Genomic DNA, 15,841 nt, shown 5'->3' with positions numbered 1-15,841 from the left:
CCCATTCCGAACCCGGAAGCTAAGCTCTTCAGCGCCGATGGTACTGCACTCGAAGGGGTGTGGGAGAGTAGGACGCCGCCGGAATTTACTTACAGTAAGGGGTTCCACCCAACGGTGGAACCCCTTACTGCGTTATATGGCTTCGTATATGCGGCCCGCCTTCTCATGGGCCGGCGCCGCTTCCCGCTGCCGCCCGGTACGTCGGAGGTCGGCGCGTGCGGGACAATGGGTTACGCAGCCATGTTGATGGCGTGCCCGTTCGATGATCCGAGGAGTCAATCCCATGTCCTATCCCTCTGAGGGGCGACCGCATCGCCGTTCGGGTGGTTCGCAGAACTCGGGGGGCGCCGGTCGGCGCGGACCTGGCGGCGGCGGACGGTTCTCGGGCGGGCGCGACGAGCGCGGCGGCCGTGACGGCGGACGTCCGTCGTTCGGGCAGCGCGACGATCGCGGCGACCGCAGCGGCGGGAACTCCCGTGACGAGCGCGGTGGCGAGCGTCGTTCCTACCCGCAGCGCGATGACCGTCGTCCGTCGTTCGGCGGCGGCGGTGGCGACCGGGATCGGCAGGGCGGCGAGCGCCGTTCGTTCAACCGGGACCGTGACGACCGCCGGCCTTCCTCGGGCCAGCGCGAAGGCGGCGGCGAGCGCCCTCCCTTCAACCGTGACCGGGACGATCAGCGTGGCGGCGGCGAGCGCCGTCCGTTCCAGCAGCGTGACGACCGCCGTCCCTCCTACGGCGACCGCGAGAACCGTGGACCCCGTGAGGACCGTCGTCCGTCGCAGGGTGACCGTGGCGGCAGCGGCGAGCGTCGCCCGTTCCAGCAGCGTGACGACCGCCGTCCCTCCTACGGGGATCGCGACAGCCGTGGACCCCGTGAGGACCGTCGCCCGTCGTACGGCGACCGTGACAACCGCGGGCCCCGCGACGACCGTCGCCCGTCCTACGGTGACCGTGGCGGCAGCAGCGAGCGCCGTCCCTTCCAGCAGCGTGACGACCGGCGTCCCTCCTACGGGGACCGTGACAGCCGTGGACCCCGCGACGACCGTCGTCCGCAGTCCGGTGAGCGTGGCGCCCCCGAGCGCCGCTCCTTCGACCGCGGCCCGCGCGACGACCGCCGTCCGTCCTACGGCGACCGCGACAGCCGCGGACCGCGCGACGACCGTCGCCCGTCGCAGGGTGACCGCGGCGACCGTCGTCCGTTCCAGCAGCGCGACGACCGTCGTCCGTCGCAGGGTGACCGTGGAGGCAGCGGCGAGCGTCGCCCGTTCCAGCAGCGTGACGACCGCCGTCCCTCCTACGGCGACCGCGACAGCCGTGGCCCGCGTGAGGACCGCCGTCCCTCTTATGGCGACCGCGACAGCCGCGGGCCCCGCGACGACCGTCGTCCGTCCTACGGTGACCGTGGCGGCAGCAGCGAGCGTCGTCCGTTCCAGCAGCGTGACGACCGCCGTCCGTCCTATGGCGACCGTGACAGCCGCGGACCGCGCGACGACCGCCGTCCGCAGTCCGGTGAGCGTGGCGCCCCCGAGCGCCGCTCCTTCGACCGCGGCCCGCGTGACGACCGCGGCCCGCGTGACGACCGCCGTCCGTCCTACGGCGACCGCGACAGCCGCGGACCCCGCGACAGCCGTGGCCCGCGTGAGGACCGCGGTGCGCGCGACGACCGCCGCTCGTTCTCCCGGGACCGGGACGACCGGCGCGGTGGTGGTCGTGACGAGCGCCGTCCGTTCCGCGGCGGCGACGACCGTCGTCCGTCGTCGTACGGCGACCGGGACCGCGGCGAGCGCGGCAACCGTCGGCCCTTCGGCTTCGACGAGCGCGACCGTCCGAACCCGCCGGTCGACCGGCTGCCGATCCCGGCGGACGTGACCGGCGAGGAACTGGACGCCGCCGCCCGCCAGGAGCTGCGGAGCCTGCCGAAGACGCTGGCGGACGACGTCGCCAAGAACCTGGTGATGACCGGGCGCCTGATCGACGAGGACCCGGAGGCGGGCTACCGCTACTCGCGGGTGGCGCTGCGGCTCGCGTCGCGCGTCCCGGCGGTGCGGGAAGCCGCGGGCATCGCGGCGTACATGACGGGCCGGTACAGCGAGGCGCTGTCCGAGCTGCGTGCCGCCCGCCGGATGACCGGCTCCAACGAGCACTGGGCGGTCATGGCGGACTGCGAGCGCGGTCTGGGCCGCCCGGAGCGCGCGCTGCAGATGGCGGGTGCGCCGGAGGTGCGGGACCTGGACAAGGCCGCGCAGATCGAGCTGCGGATCGTCGCCGCCGGTGCGCGCCGCGACATGGGCCAGCTCGACGCCGCCGTGGTCACGCTCCAGGTGGCCGAGCTGAACGCGCCGGCGCAGCGCGAGTGGTCGGGCCGGCTGCGGTACGCCTACGCGGACGCGCTGCTGGCGGTCGGTCGTGAGGACGATGCGCGCGAGTGGTTCGCGCGTGCCGCGGATGCCGACGCGGACGGTTCGACGGGTGCCGCGGAGCGGTTGGCCGAGCTGGACGGTTCGGAGTTCGTCGACGCGTACGACCCGGAGATCGACGACGTCGACGAGGAGATCGCCGAGGCCGGCGACCGCACGCGGCGTGCCGCGGACGACGAGGACGACTTCGACGAAGACGAAGACGAAGACGAAGACGAAGACGAGGACGACTTCGACGAGGACGAAAACGAAGAAGACGATGTCGACGACCGCGAGGCCGACGAGATCGACGTCTTCGCCGACGACGACCTCGACGATGACGACGACCTCCCCGCGGCCGTGACCGACGAGGAGCGCGACGAAAAGCGCGACGAGGCGGCCGACAAGGCGCAGGACAAGTAGGCGAAGTCGTCGCAGATGACCCCAGTGGCCCGGACTCCCCAGGAGTCCGGGCCACTTTCGTTTGTAGGCTTGTCCGGCTGACGGGCGGGCTTGGGGAGGCATCAGGCGTGGGCGAGAGCAAGTCCGGGTCGCGGAGCGAGTGGCGGACACCGCCGCCGCATCTGGCGGAGGCCGCGGCCGCGCAGCCCGGCGGATGGATCTACGAGATCAGCACCGAGTACGTCGACGATCCCGACGGCTACGTCCCGGTCGAAGCGGTCGCCGGCGGCTGGGCGGTGGGCGACGACGGCGTGCTCACTGGTGAGTACGAGCCGAATCCTCGGTTCGGCCCGCCGCAGGACGACTTCGCGAAGCTGAGCGAAGTCGATCACTTTCTCGCATGGATGCTCGGCGATCTGCCGGGTGTGGTGCGCGACGGTGTGACCGATGCGCTCGTCGAGCAGGTGCCCGGGTCGACCGTCGACTGGATGAAGGTGACGCACGATCCGGTGTTCCTCAGCGGGGGCATTCCGCAGCCGGCCGAGGACGGCGACGAGTCGCCGCAGACCATGACCCTGGTGCGGGCCGGGATGGCGGTGCCGTTCGCGCTCGCGGTCCGCGCGCCGGAGCGGCGCCGGGAGATCCTGTGGGGCGTCTACTCGTGGGTGGCCGTGAACCTGCACCGCCCGGGGGAACACCGGCACCGCTCGTGGTTCGACGTGCACACGTCGCCGGAGCGCGCGGCGGAGCTGCTGAAGAAGCGCCTGTACGAGGTCGGCACGCCCGCCGAGGATGCAAACGGCCCGTATCGGCAGTGACCGAACGCGGACAGCAGCAGGCGTAATCGGTCGGATCCGAACGGCATCGGCGATCGATAGTGATCAATAACGGGCCCCGTGCGATCGGCTCATCCGCACACTCGATCGCCGGCGCTCCGTCTGTCGCCGGCTGCCCGCCGCTCCGTCACCACCCCTCGGCCGGCCACGTCCTGCGGCCCGCCCCCGGCCCTCAATCCAGCGCCAGGCTCCGCAGCACCAACCCCGTCGCCGGCTTCGGTCCGAACGAGGTCGACTTGCGCGGCATCCGGACGCCTTGCTCCGCCAGGTCGCGGACCAGCGCCTCGCCGACCGGGCGCAGCAGGACCGCGGTCCCGTCGGTCCGCTGGGCTTCGCGGATCGCGGCGACCGCGTCGTGGTGGTACGTGATGTGCGCCGGATCGTCCGGCACGTTCCACACGCGGTCGAGCAGGGCGGCGTGCAGGATCGTCGCGTCCAGGTTGCGCCAGGTCGCGGGCCGGTCGAACGGCACGGCGGCATCGAGGAGTTCCGGGTCGGGATCGGTCAGCAGGTGGAACGAGCCGTTGCCGGTGAGCAGATAGGCGGGTCCTTCGGCGCGTTCGAGGGTCCAGAGCACGGACGGCCACGGGTCTTCGACGCGCCGGGCGAGGAACGCGCCGGAGCCGGCCGGGCCGTGCGCGAGGAGGCCTTCGAGAATGCGGTCGACGGCGAGGCCGGGCAGGACGCGGTGGATCGCGCCGACCTGGAGCGGGTAGCGGGCGGTGTCGACGAGGAGGACGAGTCCCCGGTCCCACGCGCCGGGGCCGCGGCCGGCCGCGCGGGCCATTTCGCGGAGCCGCCGGTAGCCGGCCCAGCGGTGGTGGCCGTCGGCGATGAGAGCGCGACGGGTGGCGAGGTCGGCGCGGATGCCCGCGAGCGTGTCGGGGTCGGTGATGGCCCACAGGCGGTGCTCGGTGCCGTCGGGGGTGCGCGTGTCGAGCAGCGGTGGGCCGTCGGCGCAGGCCGCGTCGATGGCGTCGGAGGCGGGGCCGTCGCCGGAGTAGGCGAGCAGGATGGGCTCGGGGTTGGCCTGGGTGGCGTTCATGATGTCGGTGCGGTCGGCGACCGGTCCCGGCATGACGTCTTCGTGGGGCAGGACCGCGGGGTTGCCTTCGCGGCCGCCGAGGGCGAGGGCGCCGATGAGGCCGCGTTGGTGGGCGGTGGCGGTGACCTGCTCGTAGACGTAGAGGGCGGGTTCCGGGTCGGGCCGCAGGATGCCTTCGGCGAGCCAGGTCCGCAGGGTGACGCCGGCGTGGGCGTAGGGGCCGTCGGCGCCGCACGCGTCGGCACGGGGGTCCGAGCGGGGCAGAACGACGCGCACGATGTTGTGCGGGTCGGAGTCCTCGAGGAGGCCGATGCCGCCGGGTTCGACGACGTCGTAGGGCGGCGAGGTGACCAGCGCGAGGTCGCCGACCTTGGCGGGGTCGTAGCGCAGTCCCCGGAAAGGCGCGAGATCGAGCCCGTTCGTGTCGGCGTGGTCCATGGGGGGCATGCTACGGCCATGATCGCGCGGGGGGTCGGCGCCTCGGCTCCCCGACCGGCCCGGGGCACGGGCGCCGGCGCGGCGGACGGGAGCGGACGATGACGGGTGGGCCGCAGGAGCAGTTCGGCAGCGAGGGTGGCGGGCGCGGCGCTGGGGCGTCGGGGGTGCCCGAGGGGGATGCGTACGAGTGGTACCGGCGGGGTGTCGGCTTACTGGATTCGGGGCATCCGGCTGCTGCGGCGCAGTTGCTGGCGCGGGCGGCGGAGGCGGTGCCGGAGTCGCGGAGCGTGCGGGAGGCGTTGGCGCGGGCGTTGTTCGACGCGGGCCGGTATGCGGCGGCGTTGGCGGAGTTCCGTACCGTGGCGGAGTCCGATCCGGCGGACGATTACGCGCAGTTCGGGTGGGGCTTGGCGGCGTCGCGGGTGGGGGACTTCGAGACGGCGGTGGAGCATTTGGCGCTGGCGGTGGCGATGCGTCCGGGGACGAAGCACTACCGTGTGGCGCTGACTCAGGCCCGGGCGACGTTGCGGGCCCGGGAGACCGGTATGTAGGAGGGCAGCGGGTGTGAGTGCGGCGGGTGCGGGCGGAGCGGACGCGGTGGTTCCGGTGGAGGTGTACGACGTCGCGCTGCTGGATTTGGACGGGGTCGTCTACACCGGTCCGCGTGCGGTGCCGCATGCATCCGAGGCGTTGGCGGGGGCGCGGGCGGCCGGGATGGTGCTGGCGTTCGTGACGAACAACGCGTCGCGGACGCCGGAGGCGGTGGCCGCGCATCTGGTTGAGCTGGGGGTTCCGGCGGAGGCGTCGGATGTGGTGACGTCGGCGCAGGCCGCGGCGCGGTTGGTGGCGGAGCGTTTCCCGGCGGGTTCGCGGGTGCTGGCGGTCGGTGCGGAGGGTTTGGTCGCGGCGCTGCGTGAGCGGGGTCTGGTGCCGGTGGGGTCGGCGGCTGATGGTCCGGTGGCGGTGGTGCAGGGGTTCGGGCCCGCGGTGGACTGGGGGTTGCTGGCGGAGGCGTCGTATGCGGTGGGTGCGGGGCTGCCGTGGTTCGCGTCGAATGCGGATCTGACGATTCCGACCGATCGGGGGATCGCGCCGGGCAACGGGGCGTTGGTCGGGGTGGTGCGGGCGGCGACGGGTGCCGAGCCGGTGGTGGCGGGGAAGCCGGAACTCCCGTTGCACCGCGAGTCGATGCTGCGGACGGGGGCGCGGCGTCCGTTGGTGGTGGGGGACCGGCTGGACACCGACATCGAGGGTGCGGTGGCGGGCGGGGTGGATTCCTTGCTGGTGATGACGGGGGTGACGGACGTGGCAGGGGTGTTGGGGGCGCCGCGGGGGAGTCGTCCGACGTTTGTGGCGCGGGATTTGCGGGCGCTCCTGGAGCCGTTGCCGCGGGGGGTGCGGTCGGGTGGGCCGACCGGTGTGACGGCGGATGTGGTGTGGTCGTGCGGGGGTTGGACGGTGCGCGTGGCCGGCGGGGATGTGGTGCTGTCGGGTGAGGGGGAGCCGTACGACGCGTTGCGTGCGGCGTGTCCGGCGGTGTGGGAGGCCGCGGACGCGGGCGGCGAGGTGGATGTGGCCGCGGCGGCGAAGACGCTGGCGGCTTCCGGGCTTTAGCCCGATCGGCGGTGTCCGGCCGGGCCGGTCGGAGCCGGACGGTGGGCCTGTGTCGGGCTGTGTCGCCGTGTGCCGGCTGTGTGTCGGTCAGAGGAGCTTGCGGAGCGTCAGCAGGTCCTTGATCGATGCCTCGAGTTTGACCCGGCCGCGGGCCCACGACGATGCGAAGTCGAGCTTGCCGGCGACCAGCGCGACGAGGTCGTCGCTGCCGATCTCCAGGCGGATCTGGGCTTTGTCGCCGCTGGGTTCGGTGGTGATGTCGTGGAGGGCGCCGCCGCGCAGTTGGCCGCGGAAGGTGGTGTCCAGGTCGGGGATGCGGCAGCTGAGGCTGCGGTCGAGGTGCGCGGCGCGCCCGGCGTCGCCTTCCGCGCCGCCGAGTTTGGCGGAGAACTGGTCGAGTGCGGCGCGGCATTCGTCGACGGTCGCCATGGCAGCGCCCTTTCGGATCGCGGGTGTATCACGGGTGTGGGGTGCGGGAGACGGGTGTGTCATGACGCTATCCCACGGCATCCCCCGGCATGTCCCGGGAAGGCGTGGCTTGCCCGTTCGGCCGACGCGGACGGCTTGACGGGTGTGGAGGCGGTAGCGTCGGGACAGTAGGGGAGTACGGCCAGGAGATGGCCCCTGCGACACCGAGCGAGCCCGGGAGGCGCCGGACCATGCGTGATGCTTTGCGCAGTTACCTGCAGATCGCGACTGGGCTGACGGAGATGACCGTCCAGCGGGTCACGGAGGCTGCGAAGCAGTTGGTCGAGAAGACGGGCGTGGACCTGGACGGGGTGCCCGCCCAGGTGGCGCAGCAGGCGCAGACGGTGCCCCAGTACGTGCAGCAGATCGCCGACGATCTGTTCACCACCGGCAAGGCGAACCGCGACCTGTTGGTCGGCGTGGTGCGCGGCGAGGTGGAGAAGGCGATGGCGCGGCTGCGGCCGTGGGCGGACGATGTGCGCCGGGTCGAGGACGAGGTCGCGCGCCTGGAGCACCGGGTGACGGATCTGGAGCACCGGTTGGCGCAGGCGTCGGCGCCGCGGCGGCCGTCGCGTCCGCAGCCGGTGGTGGTGGATGTGGCGGACGAGGAGCCGGTGCCGGTGCGTTCGTCCGGTGCGCGGGCGCCGAAGGAGGCCGAGCCGGGCTCGCCGATTGCGCGGCGGACGGTGACGCCGGCGCGGACCGCGCGCAAGGCGGCGGCGAAGAAGGCCGCGGCGCAGCAGCCGGTGGCGAAACCCGTCGCGAAACCGGTGGCCAAGCCGGTGAAGTCGGCGGCGAAGAAGACCGCGGCGGCGCGGACCGCGAAGTCGGCGGAGACGAAGGCCCCTGCGAAGAAGGCCGCGGCGAAGAAGGCGGCGCCGCCGAAGTCCGCGGAGACGTCGGCCGAGGCGCCTCGGAAGGACGGCGAGGCGTGAGCAACGTGTGGGACGTGGCGCGCCCGGCGGAGCCCGAGCCGTCCGGGCCCGCCGCCGCGGACGCCGGGCCGGAGGGTGTGCCGGGGGCCGAGCCCGCGGTCGAGGAGGTCGCGCCGCTGGAGGTGGAGCCTCCGGTGCCGACGGGCGAGCCGGAGGTGGACCGTGCGGTGGCACGGCTGACGCAGGCCGGGGTCCTGCCTACCGAGCGGCATGCCGAGGTGTACGAGGATGTACACCGGGAATTGCGGGAGGTCCTTACGGGCCTGGACCGCTAGGCGTGTCCTGACGGCGGTCGCCGGCCTTGCGGCCGGGTCCGCCGGATCGGGAATTCGAGATCGAGGCGGGCAGGGACCGTGGCACGACGCAGGCTCGACGCGGAGCTGGTGCGCAGGGGATTGGCGCGGTCCCGGGAACATGCGGCGGAGTTGATCGCCGCGGGCCGGGTGTCGGTGGGCGGGGCGACGGCGACGAAGTCGGCGACGCAGGTGGAGACGTCGGCGGCCGTGGTGGTGGCGAAGGACGACGCGGATCCGGACTACGTGTCGCGCGGCGGGCACAAGCTGGCGGGTGCGCTGGCCGCGTTCGTGCCGCGGGGGCTGGTGGTCGAGGGGCGGCGCTGTATCGACGCGGGTGCGTCGACCGGCGGGTTCACCGATGTGCTGCTGCGGTCGGGTGCCGGGCATGTGGTCGCGGTGGACGTGGGCTACGGGCAGTTGGCGTGGTCGCTGCGCAGTGACGACCGGGTGACGGTGCGGGACCGCACGAACGTCCGGGAGCTGACGCCGGATCAGGTGGGGGAGCCGGCCGGGTTGGTGGTGGGCGACCTGTCGTTCATTTCGCTGGGCTTGGTGCTGCCCGCGCTGGTGCGCTGCTCGGCGCCGGACGCGGACCTGGTGATGATGGTGAAGCCGCAGTTCGAGGTCGGCCGGGAGAGGCTGGGCTCGGGCGGGGTGGTGCGGGATCCGGAGCTGCGCGCCGAAGCGGTGCGGACGGTGGCCGGGCAGGCCGCCGGGCTGGGGCTGGGCGTGCTGGGTGTGACCGCCAGCCCATTGCCGGGGCCGTCGGGGAACGTGGAGTATTTCGTGTGGCTGCGCCGTGGCGCGCCCGCGCTGGATCCGGAGGATGTGGCGCGTGCGGTCGCGGAGGGCCCGCAGTGACCGGGTTGCCCGATGGTGCGGGTCCGCGCGGTGCGGCCCGCGCCGCGTCCGGTGGATCCGGCGCGGCGATGGCGGTGGGGCGCGATACGGTCGCGCGATGCGGTTGACGGGAACGACGGCAACGACGGCAACGACGGCTCAGGTACGGGGAGACGGGCGGGCGATGGCATGACGGGGCGCACTGTCCTGGTGGTCGCGCACACCGGGCGTCCGGCGGCGCTGCGCAGCGCGCGGCTGGTCGTCGACGGGCTGGTCGAGGCGGGCATCGTGGTGCGGGTGCTGGAGGCCGAGGCCGAGGAGCTGCTGCCGCACCCGGGCATCGAGGTGGTGCCGGCGGAGCCGGGCGCGGCGAAGGGCTGCGAGCTGGCGATCGTGCTGGGCGGCGACGGGACGCTGCTGCGCGGCGCGGAGCTGGTCCGGGACGCGCGGGTGCCGATGCTCGGGGTGAACCTGGGCCGGGTGGGTTTCCTGGCCGAGGCCGAGCGCGAGGACCTGGGCGAGGTGGTGGACCGCGTGGTGCGGTTCGACTACCAGGTCGAGGAACGGATGACGCTCGACGTGGTGGTGCGGGTCAACGGCGACGTGGTGGCCACCAATTGGGCGTTGAACGAGGCCGCGGTGGAGAAGGCGTCGCGCGAGCGGATGCTGGAGCTGGTCGCGGAGGTGGACGGGCGTCCGCTGTCGCGGTGGGGCGGGGACGGCGTGGTGTGTGCGACGCCGACCGGTTCGACCGCGTACGCGTTCTCGGCGGGCGGCCCGGTGGTGTGGCCGGAGGTCGAGGCGCTGCTGATGGTGCCGATCAGTGCGCATGCGCTGTTCGCGAAGCCGCTGGTGGTGTCGCCGCGTTCGGTGCTCGCGGTGGAGGTGCTGCCGGAGACGCCGAAGGGCGTGCTGTGGTGCGACGGGCGGCGCACGGTGGATCTGCCGCCGGGGGCGCGGGTGGAGGTGCGGCGTGGTGCCGAGCCGATCCGGCTGGCCCGGCTGCACGAGGCGCCGTTCACGAACCGGCTGGTGGCGAAGTTCGCGCTGCCGGTGCGCGGGTGGCGCGGGGGGCCGCACGACACTCCCGAGGCCGTCGAGGCCGCGGACGTGCCGGAGGCCGGTGAGCTGCCGGGTTCTCCGGGGACCGGGCCCGATTCCGTCGTTTCCCCGCGGGACGCCGTCCCGGGGCCGAAGAACCCGTAGGGTCGTCGCCGTGCTGGAAGAAATGCGCATACAGGGCCTCGGAGTCATCGACGACGCCGTGGTCGAACTGGCGTCGGGCTTCACCGTGGTGACGGGGGAGACCGGGGCGGGCAAGACGATGGTGGTGACCGGTCTGGGCCTGCTGTTCGGCGGGCGTGCGGACGCGGGTCTGGTGCGGACCGGGAAGGGCCGCGCGGTCGTGGAGGGCCGGGTGCGGCTGGCCGCGGACGCGCCGGCCGCGGTGCGGGCCGCGGATGCGGGCGCCGATCTGGACGAGGACGCGCTGCTGCTGACCCGGACGCTGTCCGCGGAGGGCCGCAGCCGGGCGCACGTCGGCGGCCGGTCGGTGCCGGTGGGCCTGCTCGCGGACCTGGCGGACGAGCTGATCGCGGTGCACGGCCAGACCGACCAGCAGCGGCTGCTGCGGCCGTCCCGGCAGCGCGCGTCGCTGGACCGGTACGCGGGCGAGGCGGTCGCCAAGCCGCTGGCCTCGTACGGGCGGGTCTACAAGCGGCTGCGGCAGGTCGCCGCCGAACTGGAGACGATCACCACGCGGGCCCGGGAGCGGGCCCAGGAAGCCGACCTGCTGCGGTTCGGGCTGGGGGAGATCGAGGCGCTGGCGCCGCTGCCCGGCGAGGACACCGAGCTGGCCGCGGAAGCGGAGCGGCTCGGGCACGCGGACGCGCTGCGGACGGCGGCGACGACCGCGCACGAGGCGCTGATCCTCGATCCGGAGACCGCGGTGGAAGGCGTGGATGCGACGACGCTGATCGGCGCGGCCCGTCGGGCGGTGGAGGCGGTGTCCGGGCACGACCCGGCGCTGGCCGCGCTCGCGGAGCGGCTCGGCGAGGTCGGCTACCTGGTGGCCGACGTCGCGACCGAGCTGGCGTCGTATGCGGCGGGCGTCGATGCGGACCCGGTGCGGCTCGCCGTGGCCGAGGAGCGCCGCGCGGCCCTGTCCGGGCTGACCCGCAAGTACGGGTCGGACATCGCCGAGGTGCTGGCGTGGGCGGAGCGGTCCGCGCTGCGCTTGGCCGAGCTGGACGGCGACGACGACCGGGTCGGCGAACTGGCCGAGGAACGCGACGCGCTGCGGGCCGAGCTGGCCGAGCTGGCCGGCGAGGTGTCGCAGGCCCGGAAGGCGGCCGCGGACCGGTTTGCGGAGGCGGTGACTTCGGAATTGAGTGCGCTGGCGATGCCGCACGCCCGGGTCACCGTCGCGGTGACCGGCGTCGAGGACCCGGACGGGCTCGCCGTCGACGGACGGCTGCTGGCGTACGGGCCGTCGGGCGTGGACGAGGTCGAGCTGCTGCTCGCCCCGCACCCGGGGGCGCCGCCGCGGCCGCTGAACAAGGGCGCGTCCGGCGGCGAGCTGAGCCGGGTGATGCTCGCGGTCGAGGTGGTGTTCGCGGGCGCGGACCCGGTGCCGACGTTCGTGTTCGACGAGGTCGACCAGGGTGTGGGCGGCAAGGCCGCGGTCGAGGTCGGCCGCCGTCTGGCGATGCTGGCGCGGAACGCGCAGGTCATCGTGGTGACGCACCTGCCGCAGGTGGCCGCGTTCGCGGACCGGCACCTGGTGGTGGAGAAGTCGCACGACGGGACGGTGACCCGGTCCGGCGTCGTCGCGCTCGACGACGACGCCCGGGTGCGCGAGCTGTCCCGGATGCTGGCCGGCCTGGAGGACTCCGAGCTGGGCCGGGCGCACGCCGAGGAACTCCTCGACACCGCCGCGCAGGCGAAGGCGGCGGGCCCGGCGAAGGCCGGAAAGCGCGGAAAGTGACGCGTCCCACGTCCCCGGCCGCGGACCGGCCGGGGATGTGCGGAGCGGACGCCGCGAGGGCGTGCGAAAAGCCCCGCTAGACCCCCTGCGCGACCGCCCGCCGGCCCCTGTTCCGGTGCTGGTCCGACGGGAAGTTCCCAGCCCGCGGTCACGAGGCCGTAACGGGTTGGGAACGGCCGTGCACCGGGGCGGCGCGCGGCGTCGCGGCGGGCCGGTGGCGCCACCCGTACTGCCCTGACCAGGACTCTTTGCATGGCAGGATGACCGCGATGAGGATTCCCGTGCTCCGCCGACGCCGCGTGCCCGAATATGAGGGCACCGCCGGCGTCGTCAGGCTGGACCGGCGCACGAAAGACCTCACCAAACGCCTGCAGCCCGGCGACATCGCCGTCATCGACCACGTCGACCTGGACCGGGTCGCCGCCGACGCGCTCGTCGCCTGCCGACCCTCCGCGGTGGTCAACGCGTCCGCCAGCATCAGCGGCCGGTATCCCAACATGGGGCCGGAAATCATCGTCGAGGCCGGCATCCCGCTCCTCGACGACGTCGGCAACGGCGTCATAGGGCGGCTCCCGGAAGGCGAGTTCGTCCGCATCGAGGACAACGTCCTCTACAGCGGCGACCGGCCCGTCGCGATCGGCACCCTCCTGGACAAGGAGTCCGTGCGCGCCGCGATGGAAGAGGCCCGCGCGGGCCTGTCCGAGCAGATCGAGGCGTTCGCGGAGAACACCCTCAAATACATCCGCGAGGAACGCGACCTGCTCCTCGACGGCGTGGGCGTCCCCGCGATCCGCACCCCCATGGACGGCCGGCAGGTCCTCATCGTGGTGCGCGGCTACCACTACCGCGAGGACATCGCGGCGCTGCGCCCCTACATCCGCGAATACCGGCCGGTGATGATCGGCGTGGACGGCGGCGCGGACGCGCTGCTGGAAGCCGGCTACAAACCGCACATCATCATCGGCGACCTCGACTCGGTGTCCGACGACGCCCTGCGCTCCGGCGCCGAGATCGTCGTGCACGCCTACCGCGACGGGCGCGCGCCCGGCATGGAACGGCTGCGGGAACTCGGCCTGGACGGCGTGCCGTTCCCGGCGACCGGCACCAGCGAGGACATCGCGATGCTGCTCGCCGACGACAAGGGCGCCAACCTGATCGTCGCGGTCGGCACCCACGCCACCCTGGTCGAATTCCTCGACAAGGGGCGGGCGGGCATGGCGAGCACGTTCCTGACCCGGCTTCGCGTGGGCGGCAAGCTCGTCGACGCGAAAGGCGTCAGCCGCCTGTACCGCAGCCGCATTTCGACCACGTCGCTGCTGGTGATGTGCCTGGCGGCACTGATCACCATCGCGGTGACCGTCCGGGTGAGCCCGCTCGGCCAGGCGTACTACCACGTGTTCCGGGCCCAGTGGGACTCGTTCGTCTTCTGGCTCCAGGGGATCTTCTCGTAATGATCGATTTCCGCTACCACGTCGTCTCGATCATCGCGGTGTTCCTCGCGCTGTCGGTGGGCCTCGTGCTGGGCAGTTCCTTCCTCGCCGACATCGTGTCCAAGGACCTCGACGGGCAGATCCGGAACCTCAGCCGCACCGCGGACGGCCTGCGCCACGACCTGAGTAGTGCGCGGACGGAGAACGACCAGCTCAACAGTTTCATCAACCAGAGCAAACCGCAGCTGGTCAAGGACCTGCTCAAGGGCCGCTCGGTGGTCCTGGTGACGCTGCCCGGCGCCGACTCGGACATCACCGACGCGACCGCGCAGACCCTCCAGCAGTCCGGCGCGACCGTCACCGGAACCGTCGCGGTCAAGACCGCGTGGACCGACCCGGCCAAGGAGAGCACCCTGCTCACCGCCTCCGCCGAATACTCGGTCTCCGGGCAGACCTCCTACGACCGGGCCGCCGCCGCGCTCGCGCAGGCCCTCGTGCACAAGAGCAGCACCGCCGGCAGCAGCTCCACCGGCACGGGCGGCACCCCCAACCCCACCGCGACCGGCGAAGCCGGCGCCCCGGTCACCGAGACGCCGCCCACCGGCAGCCCCACGACGACCCCGGCCACCGGCCACACGACGACCCCCACCGCCCCCGCGAGCGGGGCACCCAGCACCGGCGCGCCCACCACGGGCGCCCCCAACACCAGCGCCACCGAGCAGGCCGCGGCCGTGCTCACCCGCTTCAAGTCCGCCGGGTTCGTCGACGTCAAGGGCAACCCCGAGAAGGGCGCGACGCTCGCCGTCGTCATCGCCCCCTCCGGCCCCCTCCAGGGCAACGACGCCGGCCGCACCAACCAGATCTACCTCGGGCTGTCGCGCACCCTGGACGCCGCCGACGACGGTACGGTCATGGCGGGCGACACCACCGCCACCCAGGACGGCGGCACCCTCGCCGCGCTCCGCCGCGACGACCGCACGGCCAAGGTGGTCTCCTCGGTCGACGGAGCCGACACCAACCAGGGCCAGGTCTCGGTCGACTGGGCACTCGTGGTGGAGTCCAAGGAAGGCAAGTCCGGCCAGTACGGGCTGACGGGCGCCGACGGCTGGCTGCCCAAACTGCCCGAGGAGAAGACGGAGAAAACGTCGTGACGACGGTGCAGACGACGGCGCACACCAAGCGGGCGAAGGCCGCCAAGTCCACGAAGGCCGCCAAGTCCACGAAGGCCGCCAAGTCCGCGAAGGCCGCCAAGGGCAAGCGGACCACGCTGCGCCACGCGGTGCGCACCGCCCTGGTCGGCGGCACCGCCGCCCGCTTCGGCTACACGCTGCTCAACCGCTTCACGCCCGGCGAGGCGGCGCTGTGGGAGCGCCGCAACCACCGCGGCGAGGTCGTCACCCTCCTGGAAGGCCCCGCGGCCGCCCTCGGCAGCGCGGTCGCCGCCGCCACCGCGCCCGGCGTCCCCGCCCGGCACCGCGCCGCCGCCGCGTTCGCCACCGCAGCCGCGGCCGGCTTCGGCACCTACGACGACATGCTCGGCGCCACCGACAAGCGCGGCTTCAAAGGCCACCTCGGCGCGCTCGCCAAGGGCGAACTCACCAGCGGCACCGTCAAGGTCCTCGGCATCGGCGCGACCGGCCTGATCGCCGGCGCGATGGTGCAGAGCAAGCCCGTCGACAAGATCCTCGCCGGCATCGTCGTCGCCGGATCCGCGAACGTCGTCAACCTGTTCGACCTGCGCCCCGGCCGCGCCGCAAAGGTCACCGTGCTGGCCGGCGCCCTGCCCGTGCTGCGCGGCAACCGGCTGGCGGCCGCCCCCGTGGGCGCCGCCGCCGCGCTGCTGCCCGAAGACCTCGACGAGAAGGCCATGCTCGGCGACGCGGGCGCCAACGCGCTCGGCGCCGCGCTCGGCGTGGCCGCCGCCGCGGGCGCGTCCCGCACCGGCCTCGTGCTGCGCGCCGCCGTCCTGACCGGGCTCACCCTGGCCAGCGAGAGGGTCAGCTTCACCAAGGTCATCGCCCGCACGCCCGCCCTCGACCGCATCGACATGCTCGGCCGCCGCCCGGTCGCGCCGCCGCGCCCGCCCGCCGACGACGCGGCACCCGCCGCGTCCGCCGATGCCGCCGCGACGGCGCCCTAGGACCACCGGCGGC

General features: G+C 73.6%; 13 protein-coding genes, 1 rRNA gene and 1 pseudogene. 13 read left to right on the top strand and 2 right to left on the bottom strand.

Translation table 11 applies throughout. The features are described 5' to 3' along the window. The 3 genes and pseudogenes from rrf to ACPA54_RS38565 form a co-directional block, all read left to right on the top strand. Window positions 1–84: ribosomal RNA gene (rrf, locus tag ACPA54_RS38575) — 5S ribosomal RNA — on the top strand; the annotation flags it as partial. Between the two features lie 1,765 nt (window positions 85–1,849). Continuing rightward, window positions 1,850–2,689: pseudogene (locus tag ACPA54_RS38570) on the top strand (hypothetical protein); the annotation flags it as partial. 239 nt (window positions 2,690–2,928) lie between these two features. Next, window positions 2,929–3,618 (top strand): hypothetical protein, encoded by a 690-nt coding sequence (locus ACPA54_RS38565; RefSeq protein WP_423537171.1) that lies wholly within the window; start codon window positions 2,929–2,931, stop codon window positions 3,616–3,618. A 190-nt stretch (window positions 3,619–3,808) separates the two neighbouring features. Here the strand turns inward: ACPA54_RS38565 and ACPA54_RS38560 are convergent, their stop codons facing one another. Continuing rightward, window positions 3,809–5,119, bottom strand: coding sequence for a DUF1015 family protein (locus tag ACPA54_RS38560; RefSeq protein WP_423537169.1), 1,311 nt, complete (start codon window positions 5,117–5,119; stop codon window positions 3,809–3,811). 98 nt (window positions 5,120–5,217) lie between these two features. Between ACPA54_RS38560 and ACPA54_RS38555 the strand changes: the two genes are divergently transcribed. Both ACPA54_RS38555 and ACPA54_RS38550 read left to right on the top strand, forming a co-directional pair. After that, window positions 5,218–5,670: a tetratricopeptide repeat protein gene (locus ACPA54_RS38555; RefSeq protein WP_423537167.1), complete on the top strand. Its 453-nt coding sequence runs from the start codon at window positions 5,218–5,220 to the stop codon at window positions 5,668–5,670. Between the two features lie 13 nt (window positions 5,671–5,683). Next, window positions 5,684–6,733, top strand: coding sequence for an HAD-IIA family hydrolase (locus tag ACPA54_RS38550; protein ID WP_423537165.1), 1,050 nt, complete (start codon window positions 5,684–5,686; stop codon window positions 6,731–6,733). Window positions 6,734–6,820: 87 nt separating this feature from the next. On the opposite strand, the gene ACPA54_RS38545 is transcribed toward ACPA54_RS38550, so the two are convergent. Beyond that, window positions 6,821–7,162, bottom strand: a complete 342-nt coding sequence (locus tag ACPA54_RS38545; protein ID WP_423537163.1) for an alkyl sulfatase C-terminal domain-containing protein — start codon at window positions 7,160–7,162, stop codon at window positions 6,821–6,823. Between the two features lie 230 nt (window positions 7,163–7,392). Here ACPA54_RS38545 and ACPA54_RS38540 point away from each other — a divergent pair, with 230 nt between their 5' ends. The 8 genes from ACPA54_RS38540 (at window position 7,393) to ACPA54_RS38505 (ending at window position 15,828) form a co-directional block, all read left to right on the top strand. Then, the gene (locus ACPA54_RS38540; RefSeq protein ID WP_423537162.1) at window positions 7,393–8,136 is read left to right on the top strand and encodes a hypothetical protein; all 744 of its coding nucleotides are present in this window, start codon (window positions 7,393–7,395) and stop codon (window positions 8,134–8,136) included. Then, window positions 8,133–8,411 carry a hypothetical protein gene (locus ACPA54_RS38535; protein WP_423537160.1) on the top strand — a complete coding sequence of 93 codons (279 nt, stop codon included), beginning with the start codon at window positions 8,133–8,135 and terminating at the stop codon, window positions 8,409–8,411. Before ACPA54_RS38540 ends, ACPA54_RS38535 begins: the two co-directional genes overlap by 4 nt. 78 nt (window positions 8,412–8,489) lie before the next feature. Next, window positions 8,490–9,293, top strand: coding sequence for a TlyA family RNA methyltransferase (locus ACPA54_RS38530; protein WP_423537158.1), 804 nt, complete (start codon window positions 8,490–8,492; stop codon window positions 9,291–9,293). A 168-nt stretch (window positions 9,294–9,461) separates the two neighbouring features. Beyond that, entirely contained in the window at window positions 9,462–10,478 is a 1,017-nt protein-coding gene (locus tag ACPA54_RS38525) for an NAD kinase (RefSeq protein WP_423537156.1), read from the top strand. Between the two features lie 22 nt (window positions 10,479–10,500). Further along, a complete protein-coding gene (gene recN / locus ACPA54_RS38520; protein WP_423537173.1) occupies window positions 10,501–12,258 on the top strand; it encodes a DNA repair protein RecN in 1,758 nt (585 codons plus the stop codon). A gap of 269 nt (window positions 12,259–12,527) precedes the next feature. Then, window positions 12,528–13,709, top strand: a complete 1,182-nt coding sequence (gene steA, locus ACPA54_RS38515; protein WP_423537154.1) for a putative cytokinetic ring protein SteA — start codon at window positions 12,528–12,530, stop codon at window positions 13,707–13,709. After that, the gene (locus ACPA54_RS38510; protein ID WP_423537152.1) at window positions 13,709–14,839 is read left to right on the top strand and encodes a copper transporter; all 1,131 of its coding nucleotides are present in this window, start codon (window positions 13,709–13,711) and stop codon (window positions 14,837–14,839) included. Before steA ends, ACPA54_RS38510 begins: the two co-directional genes overlap by 1 nt. Continuing rightward, complete coding sequence (locus ACPA54_RS38505) at window positions 14,836–15,828, top strand: hypothetical protein (protein ID WP_423537150.1); 993 nt, start codon at window positions 14,836–14,838, stop codon at window positions 15,826–15,828. The genes ACPA54_RS38510 and ACPA54_RS38505 overlap by 4 nt, the downstream gene beginning before the upstream one ends. Window positions 15,829–15,841 lie beyond the last annotated feature (13 nt).

Origin of the sequence: Uniformispora flossi, assembly GCF_049534875.1 — a bacterium.
Lineage (GTDB): Bacteria > Actinomycetota > Actinomycetes > Streptomycetales > Streptomycetaceae > Yinghuangia > Yinghuangia aomiensis.
The sequence above is the reverse complement of the archived record's forward strand: the minus strand, read 5'-3'. Positions and strand labels throughout refer to the sequence as shown.

What these genes read in the sequence shown, in the direction of transcription:
- ACPA54_RS38545 (WP_423537163.1), bottom strand. Translation starts at nt 7,162, where the DNA reads ATGGCGACCGTCGACGAATGCCGCGCCGCACTCGACCAGTTCTCCGCC.
- ACPA54_RS38510 (WP_423537152.1), top strand. Translation starts at nt 13,709, where the DNA reads ATGATCGATTTCCGCTACCACGTCGTCTCGATCATCGCGGTGTTCCTC.
- ACPA54_RS38525 (WP_423537156.1), top strand. Translation starts at nt 9,462, where the DNA reads ATGACGGGGCGCACTGTCCTGGTGGTCGCGCACACCGGGCGTCCGGCG.
- steA (WP_423537154.1), top strand. Translation starts at nt 12,528, where the DNA reads ATGAGGATTCCCGTGCTCCGCCGACGCCGCGTGCCCGAATATGAGGGC.
- recN (WP_423537173.1), top strand. Translation starts at nt 10,501, where the DNA reads ATGCGCATACAGGGCCTCGGAGTCATCGACGACGCCGTGGTCGAACTG.
- ACPA54_RS38555 (WP_423537167.1), top strand. Translation starts at nt 5,218, where the DNA reads ATGACGGGTGGGCCGCAGGAGCAGTTCGGCAGCGAGGGTGGCGGGCGC.
- ACPA54_RS38540 (WP_423537162.1), top strand. Translation starts at nt 7,393, where the DNA reads ATGCGTGATGCTTTGCGCAGTTACCTGCAGATCGCGACTGGGCTGACG.
- ACPA54_RS38560 (WP_423537169.1), bottom strand. Translation starts at nt 5,119, where the DNA reads ATGGACCACGCCGACACGAACGGGCTCGATCTCGCGCCTTTCCGGGGA.